At 61.0% G+C, this 21,466-nt stretch carries 16 protein-coding genes; 8 read left to right on the forward strand and 8 right to left on the reverse strand.

The genetic code is table 11. From position 1 onward, the window contains the following. Positions 1–178 precede the first annotated feature (178 nt). Both trxB and trxA read left to right on the forward strand, forming a co-directional pair. Entirely contained in the window at positions 179–1,135 is a 957-nt protein-coding gene (gene trxB / locus BLT71_RS01400) for a thioredoxin-disulfide reductase (RefSeq protein WP_091716930.1), read from the forward strand. 37 nt (positions 1,136–1,172) lie between these two features. Further along, complete coding sequence (gene trxA / locus BLT71_RS01405; RefSeq protein WP_015939073.1) at positions 1,173–1,499, forward strand: thioredoxin; 327 nt, start codon at positions 1,173–1,175, stop codon at positions 1,497–1,499. A 5,388-nt stretch (positions 1,500–6,887) separates the two neighbouring features. Here the strand turns inward: trxA and BLT71_RS01410 are convergent. The 8 genes from BLT71_RS01410 to rpmH all read right to left on the reverse strand — a co-directional run bounded on the left by BLT71_RS01410 (position 6,888) and on the right by rpmH (position 12,635). Then, positions 6,888–8,204, reverse strand: coding sequence for a ParB/RepB/Spo0J family partition protein (locus tag BLT71_RS01410; RefSeq protein WP_091716931.1), 1,317 nt, complete (start codon positions 8,202–8,204; stop codon positions 6,888–6,890). 66 nt (positions 8,205–8,270) lie between these two features. Further along, the gene (locus BLT71_RS01415) at positions 8,271–9,338 is read right to left on the reverse strand and encodes a ParA family protein (RefSeq protein ID WP_269457149.1); all 1,068 of its coding nucleotides are present in this window, start codon (positions 9,336–9,338) and stop codon (positions 8,271–8,273) included. 89 nt (positions 9,339–9,427) lie between these two features. Then, a complete protein-coding gene (gene rsmG / locus BLT71_RS01420; protein ID WP_091716933.1) occupies positions 9,428–10,078 on the reverse strand; it encodes a 16S rRNA (guanine(527)-N(7))-methyltransferase RsmG in 651 nt (216 codons plus the stop codon). A gap of 19 nt (positions 10,079–10,097) precedes the next feature. Then, the gene (locus BLT71_RS01425) at positions 10,098–10,664 is read right to left on the reverse strand and encodes a Jag family protein (protein ID WP_091716935.1); all 567 of its coding nucleotides are present in this window, start codon (positions 10,662–10,664) and stop codon (positions 10,098–10,100) included. Next, positions 10,665–11,645, reverse strand: a complete 981-nt coding sequence (yidC, locus tag BLT71_RS01430; RefSeq protein WP_091716937.1) for a membrane protein insertase YidC — start codon at positions 11,643–11,645, stop codon at positions 10,665–10,667. It abuts the gene before it with no gap. A gap of 15 nt (positions 11,646–11,660) precedes the next feature. Then, positions 11,661–12,053, reverse strand: coding sequence for a membrane protein insertion efficiency factor YidD (gene yidD, locus BLT71_RS01435; RefSeq protein WP_172829889.1), 393 nt, complete (start codon positions 12,051–12,053; stop codon positions 11,661–11,663). Then, the gene (rnpA, locus tag BLT71_RS01440) at positions 12,046–12,456 is read right to left on the reverse strand and encodes a ribonuclease P protein component (protein WP_091716941.1); all 411 of its coding nucleotides are present in this window, start codon (positions 12,454–12,456) and stop codon (positions 12,046–12,048) included. The genes yidD and rnpA overlap by 8 nt, the downstream gene beginning before the upstream one ends. A 41-nt stretch (positions 12,457–12,497) precedes the next feature. Beyond that, entirely contained in the window at positions 12,498–12,635 is a 138-nt protein-coding gene (rpmH, locus tag BLT71_RS01445; protein WP_003800212.1) for a 50S ribosomal protein L34, read from the reverse strand. 471 nt (positions 12,636–13,106) lie between these two features. On the opposite strand from rpmH, the gene dnaA reads away from it, so the two are divergent. From dnaA to gyrB, 6 genes are all read left to right on the forward strand, one after another. Continuing rightward, positions 13,107–14,528 carry a chromosomal replication initiator protein DnaA gene (dnaA, locus tag BLT71_RS01450; RefSeq protein WP_056080258.1) on the forward strand — a complete coding sequence of 474 codons (1,422 nt, stop codon included), beginning with the start codon at positions 13,107–13,109 and terminating at the stop codon, positions 14,526–14,528. Positions 14,529–15,055: 527 nt separating this feature from the next. Then, a complete protein-coding gene (dnaN, locus tag BLT71_RS01455) occupies positions 15,056–16,180 on the forward strand; it encodes a DNA polymerase III subunit beta (RefSeq protein ID WP_045731249.1) in 1,125 nt (374 codons plus the stop codon). 95 nt (positions 16,181–16,275) lie between these two features. Next, entirely contained in the window at positions 16,276–17,160 is an 885-nt protein-coding gene (gene gnd / locus BLT71_RS01460) for a phosphogluconate dehydrogenase (NAD(+)-dependent, decarboxylating) (protein ID WP_091716943.1), read from the forward strand. A gap of 45 nt (positions 17,161–17,205) precedes the next feature. Continuing rightward, positions 17,206–18,414: a DNA replication/repair protein RecF gene (gene recF / locus BLT71_RS01465; RefSeq protein WP_091716945.1), complete on the forward strand. Its 1,209-nt coding sequence runs from the start codon at positions 17,206–17,208 to the stop codon at positions 18,412–18,414. Continuing rightward, positions 18,398–18,955, forward strand: coding sequence for a DUF721 domain-containing protein (locus BLT71_RS01470; protein WP_091716947.1), 558 nt, complete (start codon positions 18,398–18,400; stop codon positions 18,953–18,955). The genes recF and BLT71_RS01470 overlap by 17 nt, the downstream gene beginning before the upstream one ends. 382 nt (positions 18,956–19,337) lie before the next feature. Beyond that, a complete protein-coding gene (gene gyrB, locus BLT71_RS01475; protein WP_091716949.1) occupies positions 19,338–21,419 on the forward strand; it encodes a DNA topoisomerase (ATP-hydrolyzing) subunit B in 2,082 nt (693 codons plus the stop codon). Positions 21,420–21,466: the final 47 nt, after the last annotated feature.

The following is a 21,466-nucleotide window of genomic DNA, read 5'->3' on the forward strand; positions in this document are numbered from 1 at the left end:
GCCCCAGCCCGGGCATGCCCTGTAATCTGGAAAGAGCGTCCTGCTGAGATAGCTCCATTCCGTATGTCTGTGATCTTCTCTGCCCGGACGCCGGAATATTCAGCATCCAGAAGCAGTTGTGCCATGTGGCCGGCCTCCACACGGAGGCGCGTCGAACAAGGAAGAGGTTCACCGTTCAGTGACCATCGCAGAAACCACCGCGTCCGAAGTACGTGATGTCATCATTGTCGGCTCAGGCCCGGCGGGTTACACGGCAGCCGTCTACACTGCCCGTGCCAACCTCAAGCCCCTGCTCTTCGCAGGCTCGGTTACCGCCGGCGGCGAGCTCATGAACACCACAGACGTGGAGAACTACCCGGGGTTTCCCGAGGGCATCATGGGTCCTGACCTGATGGAGAACTTCGAGAAGCAAGCCACCCGCTTCGGAACCGAGATCCAGTTTGAGGACGTCACCGCGCTGGAGCTCGAAGGCGCCGTCAAGACGGTCACCATCGCAACGGGGGAGACGTTCAAGGCACGGTCCATCATCCTCTCCACCGGTTCCGCCTACCGCGAGCTCGGCCTGCCCAACGAAAAGCGGCTGTCCGGCCACGGCGTGAGCTGGTGCGCAACCTGCGACGGTTTCTTTTTCAAGGACCAGGACATCGCCGTCATTGGTGGGGGCGACTCCGCCATGGAGGAGGCTCTCTTCCTCACGAAATTCGCCAGGTCCGTGACCGTGGTGCACCGCCGCGATTCCCTGAAGGCATCCAAGATCATGGCAGACCGCGCGCTGGCCCACGACAAGATCAAGTTCATCTGGAACAGCACCGTGGAAGACGTCATCGGCGAATCGAAAGTCACCTCGCTGAAGTTGAAGAACCTCGTTGACGGCAGCGTTACGGACCTCGCTGTCACGGGCGTGTTCGTTGCCATCGGCAATGACCCCCGGACCGACCTGGTGAAGGACGTCCTTGATCTCACCCCGGAAGGCACCATCGCCGTCCAAGGGAGGAGCTCCAAGACCAGCATCCCCGGTGTCTTCGCAGCCGGCGATGTCGTGGACCCCACCTACCGGCAGGCGATCACCGCCTCCGGTTCGGGCTGTGTGGCCGCAATTGACGTTGAACACTACCTGGCGGAACTTCCCGCCTAGGCACCGACGAAAAACATACCGAGAAGAAAGAGTGGCTATGAGCAACGCTAAAGACGTAACTGACGCAAGTTTCGGCACCGACGTACTGTCTTCGGAGAAGCCGGTTATCGTGGACTTCTGGGCAGAATGGTGCGGTCCCTGCCGCAAGCTGGGTCCCATCCTCGATGAGATCTCCGTGGAATACGGCGAGAAGGTAGACGTCGTCAAGGTGAACGTCGATGACAACCCCGCCATCGCTGCCGAATACGGCATTACCTCCATCCCCGCCGTTTACCTCTTCCAGGGCGGCGAAGTGAAGAACACGGTCATCGGTGCAAAGCCGAAGCAGTTCTTTGAGAAGGAATTTGCTGACGTTCTTTCCTAAGCTGATTTCTCCCGTAAAGGGGAGTTGACAGCTCTTTGAGTGGCCATCGCCTTATTGGCGGTGGCCACTCTTTTTGCTCGCTCATCCTGATGCGGTTTCACCGGCCAGCAGCAAAGGTGAAGCGCCATATCTAGTGGTTGTCTTTGCAAGTTGACCTCGGCAATCGACCTCGGAACGGCGTTCGAGCGGTGGTGTTTCACGTGAAACATCGCCGACCCTGCTCCGTGCTGGATGGGACTCCTCAGGCGAGGCTACCCGGACACTGATGCCAGGCAGCGGCATCTGCAGCCTCTAAATTCGCGGCAACCCTCTTGTGGCGCCGTAGCCTCAACAATCACCTCAGAATGCCTGGATATGGCTTCTCGAGCTTGTATCGGAGAAGTCGGCTCATCACGGCGACGGTGAATGCCTGGAATCGCGACAAACACCGTCGTATGAAAATTGCGCCACCATAGGACTGCCCAGCGATTGACCCGGGCGACTGGCAAAGGGGCGTAAAGTTTCACGTGAAACATCCGCATCGGTCTTGAACGAATATTAACCGCTCCCTATCAGCGCTGAATCTGGACCATAAATCGCGCTCAGTGGTTTCTAACGCTGGCGCTTCCATTGCCTCACCAGCTGGAAACCACTCGCACAGGACAATTTTCGTGAGACGTGCGGATGGCGCCTTATCGGTCCGTTCGACAGATCCTTGGCAATTGGGATCCTGCGAAAGACACCAGCGATACCGAGTGCTGCACGGCGTCTTCACATGCCGCGGAATGAGCATAGCAGCGAGCTGAGGCTCAGAATGAGGATTCTTGGCATGCAGATGAGATCTATCCCCATGGGGGACCGTATGGTGTCTGCGTGCACTGGCGCGAGGAGGCCACGCATGCCAGCAACATTGCCACCTGGCGCCCGCTGTGCCAGCAGAACGAACGGAACTGGCTACCGCGTTCTAGTCAGATAACCTACGCCTGGAGGCATCCGATCAAGTAGCAGCTAGCAACAATGCCGAACAATGGCCTTGGAGGACCGCTCATTTGCCCGGCTATACCGGGCGACGATTCAAAGAGGATCATTCCGTCACCATCTCTAAGGGCAGGAGTGGACGCAGCAATCGGCAAATGCCGCCGCAATACCTCCGATAGTCAGTCAGCCTCGTAAAGCTGAATCTAGGACTCAGGTTGCCGGCCAACACAGAGTGCCGCAGTACTCGTACTCGTGTTTCGCCTATGGTGGTAAGTGGCTCACAGTAGGGGCCACTAAGCCCCCGGAGAGGACACTCAACTAGGTACGTTTCACGTGAAACACAGTCCCAAATCGAGCAGCCACGCATCCGCCTCCTACGGCCTTACGTCCCGGCGTTGACGAGATGACCCAGTAGCTCCCTCAGTCATGGGGTCCCTGATAGTAGTCAGAACTTGCAGAGCCATACCTAAAGGGTGACTAGGTTCAGCCAAAGAGCCGGTCGCAGCCATAGCAGCCCCGTGAGACATGCGGATAGGTGAGCAGATATTTCACGTGAAACGGAAGCAGTACCCGCCTCGACCCTGTGATCGCAATACTCTGCTCCTGAGACTGGCCCGTTTCACGTGAAACATATCATCCGCCCGATCACTATAGTCAGGACGGGCGCTAACAGGCGAGTGCATCCAACTTGGCAAACGAATTGTCCTGAGCCCAACCTATAAGCGTGCTGAGCTTTCGCTCGGAGGCGGACCGAAATCATCAAGGGCACCGCGTGCGAATCGCTCGTAGTTCACCAGGATGACGACAACCCGGGGCATGAGAGAGGTTGCGACGGCCGACCGCCAGGTCTCCAAATGGGGGAGCTGCGCCAGACTGCCTACCAGCCAGAGAGACGCTGTTACTAGCGGTCCATGGATCCGTCTCCGTGCGGGAGGGCGCAATCCTGCAGCATTCAAGAGTCACACTCTGGCGCCCGCAGGCTTCCCAGGCCTGCCAGCCGACACGATGCAGCGTGAGGAATGCCGCTGAACAAGGACCCAATAGAAGGTGATGCCGTCTTGGGAAGCAGACCAGACTGCAACTTACTCGACATCTACTGTCGGATCCAGGGCGGCTCTTCAAGTGCCGGACGGGACCCCCACGCCATAAGCCTGTTCGCCGCGGCTCCGCAGGTTCGCGTTTCTCTAGCGAACAGCAGTTCACCTGACAGGACCTCGCCGCCTCTACCAGGAGAGGCGGCCCGCCGAAGACAGGGGTGAAGGCCATAGGCCACCGGGCACGTATGGTCCTCGGCATGCCTCATTGAGCCGGAGGGTCTTTTATAGCGGCATACCGGGCGAACCATATGGGACCCTGACGACCCCTAAGAGACCGATACTGATCAGCCAACCGGGAACCTCGCAATGGACTGTGGCCGGTGCCATTGCGACTGTGCGTAGCCCACGACCGCAACTCGGGTGATCGGCGGCTGCTGCAGCAAGGCAGGAAAGGGTGCCCGGCCGTGTTCTTTCCCACAACTTTATCCACAGCCACCGTCTCCTCAATCCACAGAGTTATCCACAGCTACTTCAAGGCGCCACAGCGGGTATCCTGGGGTGGCGGAACGCCGGCTGCCGTGTCATTGGGAACGGCGCAGATCATTGAAGGATCTGGCTGGCTCCGAGCCGCTGGTCCACACCGGGCAAACCAGCACTTGAGCCGCTGGATCAGCCACATTCGTACTATTTTAGATGCGCGAACGTGCCCCAACGGCAATCTTCTGACGCGGCCTCAAGTCCGTGCTCCGTTTCACGTGAAACGGCTCCCTGTTGGGCGCAGGTTGGTCGTGAGAGGCGTTCCGTCTCTCCTCGGCATGAGAAGGTAGGAGAAGCCAAAGCCTGGTCTTGTCCACAGATCTATCCACATTGTTATCCACAGGTTTATCCACTACTGCCCACAGCTCAGGTGAGACTCGGCCTCCCCGCCCTCATGCAGTCTCAAGCCCCGGCAGGACCCTGACGTCAGACGGGTATCACTGCCGGAGGACGAGGCACGAGATGCCCAGCCGCCGACGTGTCGCGGCCCCACCGCGGACCCGCGCCTGCCGACAGACTGCCTGAACGGAATGCGTACAGTCCCAGAGCCAATCAAAAGCATGCTCGAGTTCCTCAATGAAGCCGCAGGGCCTGGACCAGCCGCTCGGAAGATGCACGCACTCTCGAGACGCGCGTCTAGGAGCGTGTCGTCAACAGTCCGGGGCATGCGGCTGGATAAACGCACTGAGGTGCAGGGGAGGGAGGCCCAACGCGGCCGAAGTGAAAGTGACCAATGTCCGACCACCCCGGATGCACTTCGGCTCTGACTGCATGGTCTTCTTAGGCGGCTCTTCGATATCTCCAGCGAACCAACCAGCATTGCCCACCGCCCCTCAATTGCAGGCAGCGCCTGCGCAACCGGAGTGCAGTAGAGCCTCGGCCTCCTCAGTCATCAGATGACTTAAGGAGTACCCTGGAGGTTCACTGCATGCGTCCTGCACGGCAGGCCATACTTCCAGAGCCGCTGAGAGTGCCCTGGGAGCTCGCAGAGGCGGGCTTGGGCGCCGAAGTTTCCCAGGAGGGAACGCGTTGGGTATAGGGCTCTCCCGGTGTGATCTGGGGTCTGGTAGCTGGTGCCCGGTGGCTGCCGTCGGCTGGTCGGTTCTCGGCTACACCCACCGCCGGGATTGAAGCACAGGATGCCCCTGTGGCCACGATAGGCCGGGTCCAGTGTGGCAAGACACCGGTGGGAATGACGGCCGGCTGCGTTCGAGAAGCTATGAGCGCCGCGGCATACAGGCCAGGACCGATTGCAGAATATGAAAGGACGCGAGTCCTTGGTTGGCGTTTCACGTGAAACATGCCGCCGTACCGGGCGCCACGGCATTTTTAACGACAGGGGGTTGCTGCCGGTAGGACTTGCCGTGCCACGGTCACTCACCCCGATGGGCATCATGCTCGTCAGCTCCGAGTTTCACGTGAAACATTGCCCTGACTTCCGCCGCTTTGTCAGGGTAGTGGTGGTAGGCAATATTGCCGAGGCATCCTGCCCCTCATCGTCACTGTGACTGTTGGAACTAGGTCTTCAAGGCTCTGCGTTTCACGTAAAGCACCAGGACAAGAGCAGCTCCCATATTTGTACCTTGTCGACGAGGCTGCCGGCACGGAGCCCGGCCTCACCTGTTGTCTTCGAGCAATCCGCTCCGTGGCCTCTGTAAGTGGGGATGTTCCACGTGAAACAACTTGAGATGCTCCATGAACCTCTGTGTCGAACACCCTCCGTCGACGCGATTAGCGAGCGGAGCTGTGGCTGGGATCGACGAACCCAAAGAATGGGCGAAGACATTGGCCAGAAATCTAAGACTTCCAGTACGGGATGCGGAAAGCTCGCCACTGACGAAGTCCGCGGCTAGCGACATTCTTACCTCCAAGCGACCCCAACAGGACCTTGAGGCAGAACTAAAGCTACGAACCTGACCAACATGTCGACCGCCAAACACATTCGCAGGTAGGTCACCTAGCCAGGTATTTGCCATCGAGTTTTCGGCTTTTCACCGCTTGGGAAGTACCTGAAAACACTCGAAAACCCATCAGAGCGCTATCGCTTCCAGAGGTAGCAGCATCAGAATCTATGATCAGCGACCCCAACGCTACCCGTACTGAGCGGCTACTCGAGGTGCAGCGCGCCTTTAGCTGTTCCGATCTGCATCAGGATTCGAAGTAGATGGAGCCTACAGAACCCGTTCCGGAAGCGACCGCGCATGATCCGACGTGCACGGTGGGGATGAAACTAAGGTGAGGAGCTGGAGTATTTGCCTGCCCATCCAAGAGATTCTTGAGGACTGTTTGCGGTCCTGTTCCTGCGCGAAGAATACTGATGCATGCAGTAGAGGTGGATTCCTGCTTCCGGTCCTCAGCACGACACGCTGCATCCTTCGGCCGCCCGCACACCCGGCCTCCGTCGACAAAGGAGGGCAGCGGTCCAAAGAGCTCTACGGTCCAGATGCCCAGATGCCCCAAGTGAATGGAAGATTCTCGACCGGCACCTGCCTTCGGTCGCAGCCCTCACCCGGCAGTCGATGAAGACGCGCTAACTGCACCCAAAGTGGTCGCACAACAGCCGACGACAATGGCAAAGTTTCACGTGAAACACGCCCGTCCCAAGAGGACCCGCACCCACCGGCACCAGGTTCGTGGAACTGAGATACATGCGACGGATATCTCGGCTGTGCACTTCAATCTGCGCCACGGCGTCCACTCGGAAAGTTACAGTCGTGTCCGCGCACCCATGCCGCGCGTGCGCTGGAACGATTCGCGTTCAGGAAGTACAGCCTGAACGCTTCTCTCCCGGTACTTGAGGTTAGACAAGACAGGAGGCCCGGTTCAAAAGAACCGAGCCTCCTGTTGATCACTACAGCTAGTTAGCCGAATCTGGCGCCAAAACGTCCATGATGCGGTTCAAGTCCTCAACACTGGCGAACTCAATACTGACCTTACCCTTGCGGACGCCCAAGGAGATCTTGACGTTGGTATCCAACCGGTCGGAAAGGGAAGATGCAAGGTAATCAAGACGCTCGTGCCGCGCACCGGGGCGGGGGACATTGTTCTTGGCCGGGGTGGCCGGATCCTGGTAAAGGGTGACAGCCTCTTCCGTGGCCCGCACAGACATTCCCTCAGCGACGATCTTCTGGGCCAGGCGCTCCATCGCAGCAGCGTCCGGCAGGGACAGCAGTGCACGCGCGTGGCCGGCCGAGAGGACACCCGCTGCCACCCGGCGCTGTACAAGCGGGGGGAGCTTCAGAAGGCGCAGGGTGTTGGAAACCTGTGGTCGGGAACGGCCGATCTTGTCGGCCAGCTGCTCATGCGTTGTCCCGAAGTCCTCCAGCAACTGCTGGTACGCGGCTGCCTCTTCGAGCGGGTTCAGCTGGCTACGGTGCAGGTTCTCCAGTAGGGCGTCGCGCAGAAGGTCATCGTCAGTCGTTTCACGGACGATTGCCGGGATAGTGTCCAGGCCGGCTGCCTGCACTGCCCGCCAGCGGCGTTCGCCCATGACGAGCTCATACGGCTCGATACCATCTTCAGTTGATTTACGGACAACAATTGGCTGGAGGACGCCTATTTCACGAACAGAGTGAACAAGCTCCGCCATATCATCTTCGTCGAAGACTGAACGCGGCTGTTTCCGGTTGGGATGGATGTCCGCAACAGAAATCTCGGCGAAGTGGGCACCCGGGACCTCCACCAAGTCAACCCCGTTGTCAGCGGCTCGGACATCGGCCACCTCACCGGACGGGGAACTGTCCGTCGAGGGAGACGAGGGAGTCACATCGGACGCGGGAGCCACCGCCTGCGGGATCGGCGTCGGCGTGGCTGGGACCGTATCCGGAGCGGCTGAAGCGGCATCTGCAACCACAGGAACATCAGCGGCAGCTGCGGACTTCTTTGTGGTGCTGCCTGTGGCCCGCGCAGCACCGGAAGGTTTCTTCGGCGCTGGAGCCTTCGCGGGTGCTGCTTTCTTCGTGGCCGGCGCGGATTCACGTGGGGCTGCAACTGACGGCACGTCCGGCTTGCCCATGCCTTCAGCTTCAACGGGCTCGGATTTTTTACGGCCTTCCGGGAAGAAGAGATCCACCGGACGCGACGCAGCGGCACCGTTGCCCTGACCGTTGGACGCGCCCGAACTAGGAATCAGCGCGCCAAGTCCGCGGCCAAGGCCCCGTCGCTTCTCGCTCATGGGTAAATCCCTCCAGTGGTAGAGCCGGGCGTAGTCCCGACTCCGGTCGATGCAGTATTGAAGATTTTAGCGTTCTGCTATTTCAGCAGCGGCTTCCAGGTAGGACAGGGCACCGCTGGAGGAAGGGTCATACGTCATTACAGTCTGCTGGTAGCTTGGCGCTTCGGAGATGCGTACAGAGCGGGGGACCACTGCGGAGAGCACCTGCTCAGGGAAATGCGTCCGGACCTCCGCCGCAACCTGGGCGGCAAGGTTGGTACGGCCGTCGTACATGGTGAGCAGAATGGTGGAAACAACCAAGTCGGCGTTCAGGTGCTTCTGGATCATTTCAATGTTCTTGAGCAGCTGGCTCAGTCCTTCCAGCGCGTAGTACTCGCACTGGATGGGAATGAGGACCTCATTGGCCGCGCAGAACGCGTTGACCGTCAGGAGGCCCAGGCTGGGCGGGCAGTCGATGAAGATGTAGTCGAGCCGTTCCTCACCGTTCTTTTCCCGGGTCTTGGCGTAGACATCGATGGCCCGGCGCAGCCGCTGTTCGCGCGCCACGAGGGACACAAGTTCGATTTCCGCCCCGGCGAGGTGGATGGTGGCAGGAGCGCAGATGAGCTTTTCCATGTCGGGGCACTGCGCCACTACATCTGCCAGCGCCACGTCATTGATGAGGACGTCGTAGATGCTGTCCACGTCGGCATGGTGCTCGATGCCAAGGGCTGTGGAAGCGTTGCCCTGCGGGTCGATGTCGATGACCAGCACGTTCAGCCCGGCAGCTGCCAGCGCGGCAGCGATATTCACCGTGGTGGTGGTCTTGCCAACACCGCCCTTTTGGTTCGACACAGTGAAAATCCGGGTCTTTTCGGGTCGCGGAAGGCGGCGGCCCATCAGCTTTTCGCGCCGCTTGGTCTCGTGGGCGAGCTCGCGGGCAATGGGGCTGGAATCGTCAATCGCATCGATAACGTTTGATCGACCCGCAGCGGTTGTTTCACGTGAAACAAGTACTGATGAAGAGTTGCTCGCAACCGGTTTCGGGTGGTTTCCGCCTCGTCCAGGAATACTAACCGGGCCAGAGACAGAACGTGCTGACCCCAGCGTCACAAACGGTGGTATCCGTTGTGTGGAGGCTTCACTACTTGTCACTGGGGCACACTCACTCTCGTTCAGCCAATTTTGCTGCCGTTGTCTAGCCTAACTGCTGCACCCGGCAGACCGAGGTCACCGGGCCCTTACTAGGACTTCTTTTGGGGCTTGTTTACAACGATGCGTACTACCGTGGTGGGCTCCTCAAGGAGGTTGTCACCCACGGTGAGTACTGATGTCTCAACGCCACCCAGTTTCCTGATGGCTTTGGCGGCTTTTTCGATCTCTTCACCGGCACTGCGGCCCTTGATGGCGATCACTTCGCCCTTGCCGGCAAGCAGGGGGATGGTCAGTCCCGCAAGGTTTGTCAGGGCAGATACGGCCCGGGCGGTCACGACGTCGGCTTCGACATTGCCCACGGCAAGCTCGGCGCGGCTACGCATGACCGTGACGTTGTCCAGGCCGAGGTCGTCAACCACTTCCTGGAGCCAAATTACCCGGCGTTCCAAGGGTTCGATGAGGGTCAGTTCAAGATCCGGCCGGGCTATCGCCAGGCACAGCCCCGGAAGCCCGGCACCGCTTCCAACATCCGCCACGTGGCTTCCCTGCGGAATCTCGCTTTCGATGACGGCACAGTTGAGGACGTGGCGGCTCCAGAGGCGTGGGATCTCCCGAGGACCAATGAGGCCCCGTTCAGTTCCGGAGGTTGCCAAGTGCTCAACGTAGCGCTTTGCCAGATCCAGCCGATCGCCGAAAATCTTCTCAGCAGCCCGAAGTTCGGCAGCCGTGATGTCAACCATGGTTAGCGGCAGCAATTCTCTAGTCAGCGGATACAACGATATGGCGGCCGTTGCCTTCGCCTTCGGACTCGCTCACGAGTCCCAGGTCGGCAACGGCGTCGTGGACAATCTTGCGCTCGTAGGCACTCATGGGCTCAAGGGCAACGGGCTTGCCGGTCTCCTTGACCGAAGCAGCAGCGTCTTCGGCAATCTTCTGCAGGTGGCCGGTACGTTCCTGCCGGTAGCCGTTGATGTCCAGCACCAGGCGCGAGCGGCTTTCAGTGGCAGACAGGACTGCAAGACGCGTCAGTTCCTGCAGTGCCTCGAGGACTTCACCGTCCTCACCCACCAGGCTCTCCAGTCCTTCGGTCTCCTCTTCGGCGACGATGGAGATGTACGTGCGGCCGTTGCGGACCTCGATGTCGATATCGCCATCGATATCAGCGATGTCCAGCAGTTCCTCGAGGTAGTCAGCCGCGATGTCGCCCTCTTCTTCCAGCCTGCTGGCAGCAGAAGGTTTTACGGACGAACCGTCCGCAGTGCCGGACTCGTCGCGGTCCTCGACCACGTCTTCGGAAAGGGCGTGTTCGGTGCTCTCGGCTGACATCTACTTCTTCTTCCTGTTCTTACGTTGTGGCTGTACGCGCTGTCCCTTGGCTTCGGCGATCGCGGCTGCGGCTTCTGCCTCAGCCTCGGCGGCGGCGTCCTTCTTTCCGGTCAGGATAGACAGCGCGGGCAGGCCTTTGGCGGCCCGACGTTCAGCAAGGGCCTTGGCAGCAGGGGAACCAGGCGTGGGCATCCGGCGGATGACGAAGAACTGCTGGCCCATGGTCCAAAGGTTGGTGGTGGTCCAGTAGATCAGGACACCAATGGGGAAGTTAATGCCACCCACACCAAAGACGATGGGCAGGATGTAGAGCATCATCTTCTGCTGGCGCATGAACGGGCTGGCCATCGCCTCTTCAGACATGTTCTTGGCCATGATCTGCTTCTGGGTGATGAACTGCGACGCCGTCATGGCGAGGATCATCACGATGGAGAGGATCCAGACGGCAGTCTGGTTGCCGCCACCGCCGCCGTGCAGCAAGGAGGCCGACAGCGGAGCTCCAAAAATGCTCGACGCATCGAACTCGACAACCTGCTCGTGGCTCATGGCGCCAATGCCGTTGCCCTGGTCCTTGGCCTGGGAGATTCCCGACAGCACCTGGAAGAGTGCAAAGAAGAAAGGCATCTGGATCAGCATGGGAAGGCAGGCCGAGAACGGGTTGGTCCCGTGCTTCTTGTACATGGCCATCTGCTCCTGGGCCATGGCCTGGCGGGAGAGCTGATCGGTCTTGCCCTTGTACTTGTCCTGCAGCTTCTTCAGGTCAGGCTGCAGCAGCTGCATGCCGCGCTGTGCCTTGATCTGCTTGACGAACACCGGGATCAGGGCGGCACGGATCACCAACACCAGCCCAATGATGGACAGCGTCCAGGTCCAGCCGTTCGCCGCGGGCATCCCGATGGTGCTCAGTCCATCGTGGAATCCAATCATGATGATGGAAACCAGCCACTTGAACGGGGCCATGATTGTTCCAAAGAAGTCCATACTTATCCCTATTCGTCAGGCCGCACTGCGGCCTTCTTCATTAGTCCGAGCAACCAGGTACTTGTCTGGGTTGTTCAGCACAACAATTGTGGGGGTCTGGTTTTCAGGCCATTCCCGCTTGCCCGCGGGGACGTGGTCCACTCCGCCGGCGTTCCATGGGTGGCAGCGGCCCAGGCGGCGGGCAGCCAGCCAGGTTCCTTTAACAGCGCCGTGGACGGTGACAGCTTCAAGGGCGTAAGCCGAGCATGAAGGAAAAAACCGGCAGACCTGGCCGTACAAGGGTGAAACCACCTTGCGGTAGGCCTTCAGCAGGAGAATGAGGATGTTCCGGGGCGCGTTCCAGAGAAACAGCAGGACGGCGGCGGGAACAGGATGAAGATGGGCGACGACGGCGGTGGCGTTATGCACGCGGTGTCCCCTTCTGTGTTGTACCAGCCGAACCCTTGGCAGCAGCCCTTTGGGGGCGGCCGGCCAGCCGGTTCAGCGTCGACTCAAGTGCAGCGTTATAGTCCTCCAGCAGCTGGTCCCAGCTGGCGGAAGCGGACGCAGGCAGCGCCCTGACCACTATGGCGAGACCGGTGCCGTGTTCGCGCAGCGAGGCAGCACCTGCTTCCCGTAGTCTCCTCTTAACGAGGTTCCTGACCACAGCGTTCCCGACACTCTTGGAAACGATGAACCCGATCCGGCTGGGTTCGTCGGCAGCGATGGCTGCCGCATATAACACTACGTTCCGGCGTCCATTGCGGACACCGGAACGTACGGTTGTTGAAAAGTCGGTGGAAGTCCTCAGGCGGTTGCGGGTGGCCAGCACCTTAAACTCGCAATGAAGGTATCTACCGACAAGTCAGTTATTTAAGCCGACAGCTCGGTGCGGCCCTTGCCACGGCGGGCTGCCAGGATGGCGCGGCCGGCACGGGTACGCATACGAAGGCGGAAGCCGTGCTTCTTGGCTCGACGGCGGTTATTCGGCTGAAAAGTCCGCTTGCTCACGTTAGTTACTCCAGTGGATCAAAGGTGCGTCCACCCGATCAAAAATGGGGAAGAACTGGCCGACGCTAAGTTTTGTATATGCACGCTTCCCCCTGCTGCCCAGGCGCAGTGCGCTTGGGAGAATCAGTCGGGGCCAAAAAGCGGACACAAAGGACTTCACAACGTTAGGGCAATTTAGACCCTGCAGTCAAACCGGGAGGGGTCCCCTCCACTATCCCCAGCTGTGTCTAACTACCCTTCACCACCTGTGGATGAAGTGGCTCACAAGCGCCAAAAGCGAACCACAACGGTGTAATTATCCACAAGCAGTTTCCCAGCTATCTTCTAGGCTTTTCATCCCCTAGAGTGGCTCAGTAGCCGATTATCCACGGACTGTGCATAACCCTGTGGATGAAGCTGGGCCAGCATCTTGGTTCCGGGTCCGGGGCTGCAGGTAATGCAGGGCAAAGCAAGTTTTGAGGGAACCGATTGATGACAGTAGACGAAGCCAACCACGCCAATACTGTCGGAAGTTCCTGGCGGCGCGTTATCAGCCTGCTGGAGAAAGACCACCGGGTAACACCGCGCCAGCGTGGCTTTGTCATCCTCGCCCAGGCCCAGGGCCTGATCGGATCGACCCTCCTGGTGGCCGTTCCCAACGAACTCACCCGTGAGGTGCTGCAGACGCAGGTCAAGGACGCCCTGGACGATGCCCTGCACAACGTCTTCTCTGAGGACATCAGGTGCGCCATCGACGTCGACACCGATCTTGTCCCCATCCACAAAGAGCCCGAGCCCGTGGTTGAGCCTGCCTATGCGCAGGACCAGCTGATCGAGCAGAAGCCGCAGCCCATGCTGCCAAGCACCTCCCACGAATTTGGCCGGCTCAACCCCAAATATGTCTTCGACACGTTCGTGATCGGTTCATCCAACCGTTTCGCCCACGCTGCTGCCGTCGCCGTCGCCGAAGCACCTGCCAAGGCCTACAACCCGCTGTTCATTTACGGCGACTCCGGCCTGGGCAAGACACACCTGCTGCACGCGATCGGGCACTATGCCCGCCGGCTCTACAGCGGCATCCGGGTTCGGTACGTGAATTCCGAGGAGTTCACCAACGACTTCATCAACTCGATCCGGGACGACGAGGGCGCCAGCTTCAAGACCACATACCGGAACGTGGACGTCCTGCTCATTGACGACATCCAGTTCCTCGCCGGCAAGGACCGGACACTGGAGGAGTTCTTCCACACCTTCAACTCGCTGCACAACAACAACAAGCAAGTGGTGATCACTTCCGATCAGCCGCCCAAACTGCTTGCCGGTTTCGAGGACCGGATGAAGTCGCGCTTCGAGTGGGGCCTGCTGACGGACATCCAGCCCCCTGAATTGGAAACCCGCATCGCCATCCTCCGCAAGAAGGCCCTCAGCGAGGGACTGTCCGCGCCGGACGACGCGCTGGAGTACATCGCATCCAAGATCTCGAGCAACATCCGCGAACTTGAGGGCGCGCTCATCCGCGTCACCGCATTCGCCAGCCTGAACCGGCAGCCAGTCGACGTAGCCCTCGCCGAAATGGTCCTGAAGGACCTCATCACCGACGACGGCGCCCAGGAAATCACATCCGGCCAGATCCTGCAGCAGACGGCTGACTACTTCAAACTCAGCATGGAAGAGCTCTGCAGCAAGTCCCGGACCCGGACACTGGTCACCGCCCGGCAGATCGCCATGTACCTCTGCCGCGAACTGACGGACATGTCCCTCCCCAAGATTGGCCAGGAACTCGGCGGCCGCGATCACACCACAGTCATCCATGCAGACCGGAAGATCCGTGAGCTGATGGCCGAGCGGCGTGTGATCTACAACCAGGTCACGGAGCTGACCAACCGCATCAAGCAGCAGCAGCGCGACTCCTGATCCCCGCATCTATACCTTATTAACAGGTGCATGTGGATAAGCCTGTGGATAGTTAAGGGGACAAGCGCGCTTAATGGGCTTAAAACCCTTAAGGCGCCTGTGGATCGTTAAAACCGGCTTCTGGGTTGTCCCCATCCACACCCTGTTTAAAACCCAGTTAACTCACAGTCCGTGAACAGGGCTTAACCGCGGATCTCCGCTGCGAGACGGGGTTATCCACAGTTTCCACAGCAGTTATTAACACTACGAATCCCAAAAAATTGAAAATCCCTCAAACAACAAGATCCTTCGCCTCGTACCGTGCAGGGACCATCGGCCCCCTGAAGGGGCCGGGGAGGTTTTGGGGGATGGGTTAATCCCGGATCTTCCGGCTAAGCTGTCAGCAGCGCTCCCATCCCTGGGTTTTTGTGTGGTTTCCGTTCAGCGCGGACCATGCACCTGCCGGAATCGGGTGCATCATTTTCCGGAATCACCCCTGCGGAGGTTCCGGCCTACTAGGCAGCAGCAACGAAAGGCGGCATCCCTCCGTGAAGTTCAGAGTCGATCGGGACGTCCTGGCAGAAGCCGTTACCTGGACAGCCCGCTCGTTGTCTCCGCGGCCGCCAGTGCCAGTCCTCTCCGGCCTGCTCCTCAAGGCAGAAGCCGGAACCGTCAGCCTTTCAAGCTTCGATTACGAAACGTCGGCGCGCCTTGAGATCGCTGCCGACATCCGTGACGAAGGCACCATCCTGGTATCGGGCCGGCTCCTTGCGGATATCTGCCGAAGCCTGCCTTCGGCGCCGGTCGACGTCGAAACCGACGGCAACAAAGTCACCCTCACCTGCCGCCGCAGCAGCTTCCACCTCGCCACCATGCCCGAGGCCGAATACCCGCCGCTTCCCGCGCTTCCCGCCATCAGCGGCACCGTCCCCGGTGATGCGTTTGCACAGGCCGTTTCCCAGGTGATCATTGCCGCCAGCAAGGACGACACCCTGCCCATCCTCACAGGGGTGCGCATGGAAATCGAAGACGACCTCATCACGCTGCTGGCTACCGACCGCTACCGCCTGGCGATGCGCGAGGTTCCGTGGAAGCCCGTCACTCCCGGCGTCTCCACGAGTGCGCTGGTCAAGGCCAAAACCCTCAACGAAGTGGCCAAAACACTGGGCAACAGCGGCGACATCAGCCTGGCACTGTCCGATGACGACACCCGCCTGATTGGCTTTGAAAGCGGTGGACGCACCACCACGTCCCTGCTGGTGGATGGCGATTACCCGAAGATCCGGTCGCTTTTCCCGGAGTCAACGCCCATCCACGCCACTGTCCAGACCCAGGAACTGGTGGAAGCCGTCCGCCGTGTGTCCCTGGTGGCTGAACGCAACACGCCGGTCCGACTGGCGTTCACCGCCGGACTGCTGAACCTGGATGCCGGCACCGGTGAAGATGCCCAGGCGTCCGAAGAACTCGAAGCGCAGCTCTCCGGAGACGACATCACCGTGGCGTTCAACCCCCACTACCTTGTGGAAGGCCTCAGCGTGATTGAAACCAAATTCGTGCGGTTCTCATTCACGTCAGCCCCCAAGCCGGCCATGATCACCGCCCAGGCTGACGCCGACGGCGAGGACCAGGATGATTACCGGTACCTGGTGATGCCGGTTCGTCTCCCCAACTAGTCCCCATCGGCTCCCAGCCTTCGAAGGCTCAGGCCGGGCTCCTCGCCTATGAGGCCCAACCACCGCCACCCACTAGCCCAGAAAAGAGTTCCACCATGCACATTGGACTGATCGGCCTTGGCAAAATGGGATTCAACATGCGTGAGCGGTTGCGCAACAGCGGCATCGAGGTCACGGGTTACGACCGGAACCCCGATGTGACCGACGTGGCTACCGTCGATGAGCTCCTGGCCGCCGTTCCCGCACCGCGGCTGATCTGGGTGATGGTTCCCGCCGGCGCAGTCACGGATGCAGTCATCACCGAACTCGCCGACAAGCTGGACCAGGGCGACCTGGTAATTGACGGCGGAAACTCCCGCTTCACCGAGGACCAGAAACATGGTGAACTCCTCGCCGGAAAAGGCATCCGTTTCGTGGATTGCGGTGTTTCCGGCGGCGTCTGGGGCCTGCAGAACGGCTATGGCCTGATGGCCGGCGGCGACGCTGCGGATGTGGAACTGGCCCTGCCGGTCTTCGATGCCCTGCGTCCGGAAGGTGACCGTGCGGACAGCTTCGTCCATGTGGGCGGCGTCGGCGCGGGCCATTACGCCAAGATGGTCCACAACGGCATCGAATACGGCCTGATGCAGGCATACGCCGAGGGATACCAGCTGCTCGCTTCGAAAGACATCATCAGCGACCTCCCCGGCACTTTCCGCGCCTGGCAAAAAGGCACTGTGGTCCGGTCGTGGCTGCTCGACCTGCTGGTCAAGGCCCTGGAAGAAGACCCCGGCCTGCAGAACATCGATGACTACGTGGAGGACTCCGGCGAAGGCCGTTGGACCGTTGAGGAAGCCATCGCCAACGCCATTCCGGCTCCCGCGATCACGGCAGCGCTCTTCGCCCGGTTTGAGTCCCGCGAGGACAGCTCACCTGCCATGAAGATGGTGTCCGCACTCCGGCACCAGTTTGGCGGGCACGCCACCCGTCCCGCCAAGTAGCACCCACCGGGGACCGCCGCTGTCCCCAGAATTGTCGAAACCCGCGTGTATCTGGAACACCTCTCCCTGACCGATTTCCGCAGCTACGCCCAGGTGGACCTTGCCCTCAGCCCCGGCGTCACGGTGCTGGTGGGCTACAACGGCATCGGCAAAACCAACCTGATGGAGGCCATCGGCTACCTGGCCACCCTCAGTTCCCACCGGGTCAGTTCGGACGGCCCGCTCCTGCGGTTCGGCACCGAACGCGCCCTGGTACGGGCCAGGCTGGTGCGCAACGGCCAGACCACGGTGCTCGAGCTGGAGATCAATGCCGGCAGGGCCAACCGCGGCCGTATCAACCGCAGCAATCCGGTCCGGGCGCGGGACCTGCTGGGCATCTGCCAGACGGTACTCTTTGCGCCGGAAGACCTGGCCTTGGTCAAGGGGGATCCGTCCAATCGACGCAGGTTCCTGGACGAACTGCTCGCCAGCCTGGTCCCGCACCATGCCGCAACACGCAGCGACTACGACCGCGTGCTGAAACAGCGCAACGCCCTGCTGAAATCGGCCCGTGCCGGGAGGGTCACCGCCGCCCACGAAGCCACCCTCGATGTGTGGGACCAGCACATGGCAAAGGCCGGGGCCGAGCTCCTGCACGCACGGCTGGAACTGGCGGAACTTCTCCGGCCCCACCTTTCCCGCGCCTATGCGGAGCTGACCGACGCGTCCAAGCCGGCGGACGCGATCTACCGGTCCACGCTGCAGAACCAGATGGACGACGACGGCGCATCGTTGGGTGCCACAGGCCGGCCGGGGCCGGGGGACACGGCCGCTGCCGAAGACCTGCGCGGCCTCAGCATTGAGGAGCTGACCCAGCGCTATATCCGCGCGTTCGGCGAATCACGGAAGAAGGAGCTTGAGCGGGGCATCTCGCTGGTGGGTCCGCACCGTGACGATCTTGAACTCGTGCTGGGACAGGCCCCCGCCAAGGGTTATGCATCCCACGGTGAAACATGGTCCATGTGCCTGTCCCTGCGGCTGGCGTCCTACTACGTCATGCTTGACGATGCCCGTACCGGCGGCTCCGCTCCCATCCTGATCCTTGACGACGTTTTTGCCGAGCTGGACGTCCAGCGGCGGCGTAAACTGGCCGCTATAGTTTCCGGCGCGGAACAGGTCCTGGTGACCGCCGCCGTCGACGCCGATATCCCGGAGGAACTGTCCGGACGGCGGGTGAAAGTCGTCCCGGGAGGCATTGATGAGCAGGGAGAGTGACGCCGGCAGGCTGCAGCCCGGACGGGATCCCGACCAGATCGATGCTCCGCAGGCTGCGCTCAACCGGATGCGCGAGGCCGCCGCAGCCCGCGGCGAGATTCGCCGCAAGGCACAGCGGCCCGGACAACAAAAGTCCAGGGGCAGCATCCGGGACACCCGCGGGTTCAGCCAGTTCCATGCGACGGGCCGCGATCCGTTGGGGCTCGGCAAGGTGGTGGGGCGGCTGGTGGCCGAGCGGGGCTGGACATCGCCCGTGGCTGTCGGTTCCGTCATGGCGGAATGGGCCACTCTCGTGGGTCCGGAAATTTCAGCGCATTGCACTCCGGAAAGTTTTACCGATACCACCCTGCATGTGAGGTGCGATTCGACCGCCTGGGCCACCCAGCTGCGGCTCCTCAGCGCCAGCCTGCTGGAGAAATTCAGGGTGGAACTGGGAGACGGCGTGGTCACCAGCATCCAGGTTCTGGGCCCTTCGGCGCCCAGTTGGCGCAAGGGCGGCAGGAGTGTCAACGGGCGCGGACCGCGGGATACCTACGGATAGCCCGGCGCCAATTCCTTGATAATCGGCCTGCGGCCGTGTAGGCGCCTGCAAGGGCTGCGGCCTGTATAGGCACCAAGAGGCGGTTCCGTTAGGGCGCCCTAGGCGGGGCCAGCGGCCTGCCATGGCCACACGGCACCGCGTCCACGCCCCTGGAATGCGGGGATATGGGGCGCTTCGCGGTAGAATTGTTGCAGATAACTGGGCGCGGGTGAGACGTTGACTGAGTCCGTTTTCCGCGCACTCCGGTCCGCGGTCTGCGGCTCCCCACAACATCAACAAGTCACCGGCGCCATAAGTTTGTGCCTGTTGGCAGGTGACTTCCTGTATTTACCCGGGGAGTAACCGGCCGGCCATCATCGAGAACGAGGAGTCGACAGCGCCTGTGGCTAACGACAATACAGATATTCTGGCAGTTGACCCCGCAGCCGGTGACGCCGGCGGTCCTGACGCAACGGCGGAAGCGGCCACCCCACGGGAGTATGGCGCCAGTGACATCACTGTCCTCGAAGGCCTTGAAGCGGTGCGCAAGCGCCCCGGTATGTATATCGGTTCCACCGGTCCGCGCGGCCTCCACCACCTTGTGTACGAAGTGGTGGACAACTCGGTCGATGAAGCGCTTGCCGGCTACTGCACCCACATCGAGATAGTCCTGCAGGCCGACGGCGGCGTCAAGGTAGTGGATGACGGCCGCGGCATTCCCGTGGACATGCACCCCACCGAGCACAAGCCCACGGTTGAAGTGGTCATGACCATCCTGCACGCCGGCGGCAAGTTCGGCGGCGGCGGTTATGCAGTGTCCGGCGGCCTCCACGGCGTTGGCATCTCCGTGGTGAACGCGCTGTCCAGCCGGGTGAACACGGAAGTCCGCCGCCAGGGGCATGTTTGGCGGATGTCCTTTGCCAACGGCGGCAAGCCCCAGGGCAGCCTGGTCCAGGGCGAGGAAACGAAGCAGACCGGCACCACGCAGACCTTCTACCCCGACGCAGAGATCTTCGAGAGCACCGAGTTCGATTTCGAAACGCTCCGCGCGCGCTTCCAGCAGATGGCCTTCCTCAACAAGGGCCTGCGCATCACCCTTACCGATGAGCGAGTGGCCACCGAGGCCGACGCCGATCCGGACCTCGACGGCATGGTCACCGAAGGCGAGATCAGCGCCGAGCACCGCACGGTGGTGTACCAGTACGACGAAGGCCTGCTGGACTACGTCAAGCACCTGAACTCCGGCAAGAAGGTTGATGTGGTCCATGAGGACGTCATCGCCTTCGAAACCGAGGACAAGGACCGCAAAATAGCGCTGGAAATGGCGATGCAGTGGACGAATGCCTACTCGGAGAGCGTCCACACCTACGCGAATACCATCAACACCCACGAAGGCGGCACCCACGAAGAGGGTTTCCGCGCGGCCATGACCTCCCTGGTCAACCGCTACGCCCGGGAAAAAGGCATCATCAAGGAAAAGGACGACAACCTCACCGGAGACGACATCCGTGAGGGACTTACTGCCGTCATTTCGGTGAAGCTCTCCGAGCCCCAGTTCGAAGGCCAGACCAAGACGAAGCTCGGCAACTCCGAGGTCAAGGGCTTCGTCCAGCGGGTAGTCACGGACGGCCTGGGTGACTGGCTGGAACGCAACCCCGGCCCGGCCCGCGATGTCATCCGGAAGGCCATTTCGGCCGCCCAGGCCCGCATGGCAGCACGGAAGGCCCGCGACAACGCCCGCCGGAAGAGCCCGCTGGAATCCTTCGGAATGCCCGGAAAGCTCTCCGACTGCTCGTCCAAGGACCCGGCCAAGTGCGAGGTCTACATCGTGGAGGGTGACTCTGCCGGCGGTTCCGCCAAGCGCGGCCGCAACCCCGAGACACAGGCCATCCTTCCGTTGCGTGGAAAAATCCTCAACGTTGAGCGCGCGCGCCTGGACAAGGCCCTTGGCAACGCCGAAGTGCAGTCCATGATCACCGCCTTCGGCACGGGCATCGGCGAAGACTTCGACCTCGCCAAGCTGCGGTACCACAAGATTGTGCTGATGGCCGATGCCGATGTTGACGGCCAGCACATCACCACGCTGCTGATGACGCTGCTGTTCCGCTACATGCGGCCCCTGATCGAGAACGGCTACGTCTACCTCGCGCAGCCCCCGCTGTACCGCATCAAGTGGTCCAACGCTCCGCACGACTACGTCTACAGTGACCGCGAACGCGACGCCAAACTGGTGTCCGGCCAGGCAGCAGGCCGCCGCATTCCCAAGGACAACGGCATCCAGCGCTACAAGGGCCTCGGTGAAATGGACTACACGGAGCTGTGGGATACCACCATGGACCCGGACAACCGCACCCTGCTCCAGGTCACCATGGACGACGCCCTCGCAGCCGACCAGATCTTCTCGGTCCTGATGGGCGAAGACGTGGAATCACGGCGCAATTTCATTCAGCAGAACGCCAAGGACGTCAGGTTCCTCGATATCTAGGACATAGCTCCTACATTCGACAACCGACATATACCTGAAACGGAAAA

This window comes from Pseudarthrobacter equi, from assembly GCF_900105535.1.
In the GTDB taxonomy this organism is placed as follows: domain Bacteria; phylum Actinomycetota; class Actinomycetes; order Actinomycetales; family Micrococcaceae; genus Arthrobacter; species Arthrobacter equi.

Bases quoted from the DNA above. Each gene is read 5' to 3' on its own strand.
- trxA (WP_015939073.1), top strand. From the start codon at position 1,173: ATGAGCAACGCTAAAGACGTAACTGACGCAAGTTTCGGCACCGACGTA.
- BLT71_RS01470 (WP_091716947.1), top strand. From the start codon at position 18,398: ATGAGCAGGGAGAGTGACGCCGGCAGGCTGCAGCCCGGACGGGATCCC.
- BLT71_RS01410 (WP_091716931.1), bottom strand. From the start codon at position 8,204: ATGAGCGAGAAGCGACGGGGCCTTGGCCGCGGACTTGGCGCGCTGATT.
- rsmG (WP_091716933.1), bottom strand. From the start codon at position 10,078: ATGGTTGACATCACGGCTGCCGAACTTCGGGCTGCTGAGAAGATTTTC.
- gnd (WP_091716943.1), top strand. From the start codon at position 16,276: ATGCACATTGGACTGATCGGCCTTGGCAAAATGGGATTCAACATGCGT.
- dnaA (WP_056080258.1), top strand. From the start codon at position 13,107: ATGACAGTAGACGAAGCCAACCACGCCAATACTGTCGGAAGTTCCTGG.
- yidC (WP_091716937.1), bottom strand. From the start codon at position 11,645: ATGGACTTCTTTGGAACAATCATGGCCCCGTTCAAGTGGCTGGTTTCC.
- BLT71_RS01425 (WP_091716935.1), bottom strand. From the start codon at position 10,664: ATGTCAGCCGAGAGCACCGAACACGCCCTTTCCGAAGACGTGGTCGAG.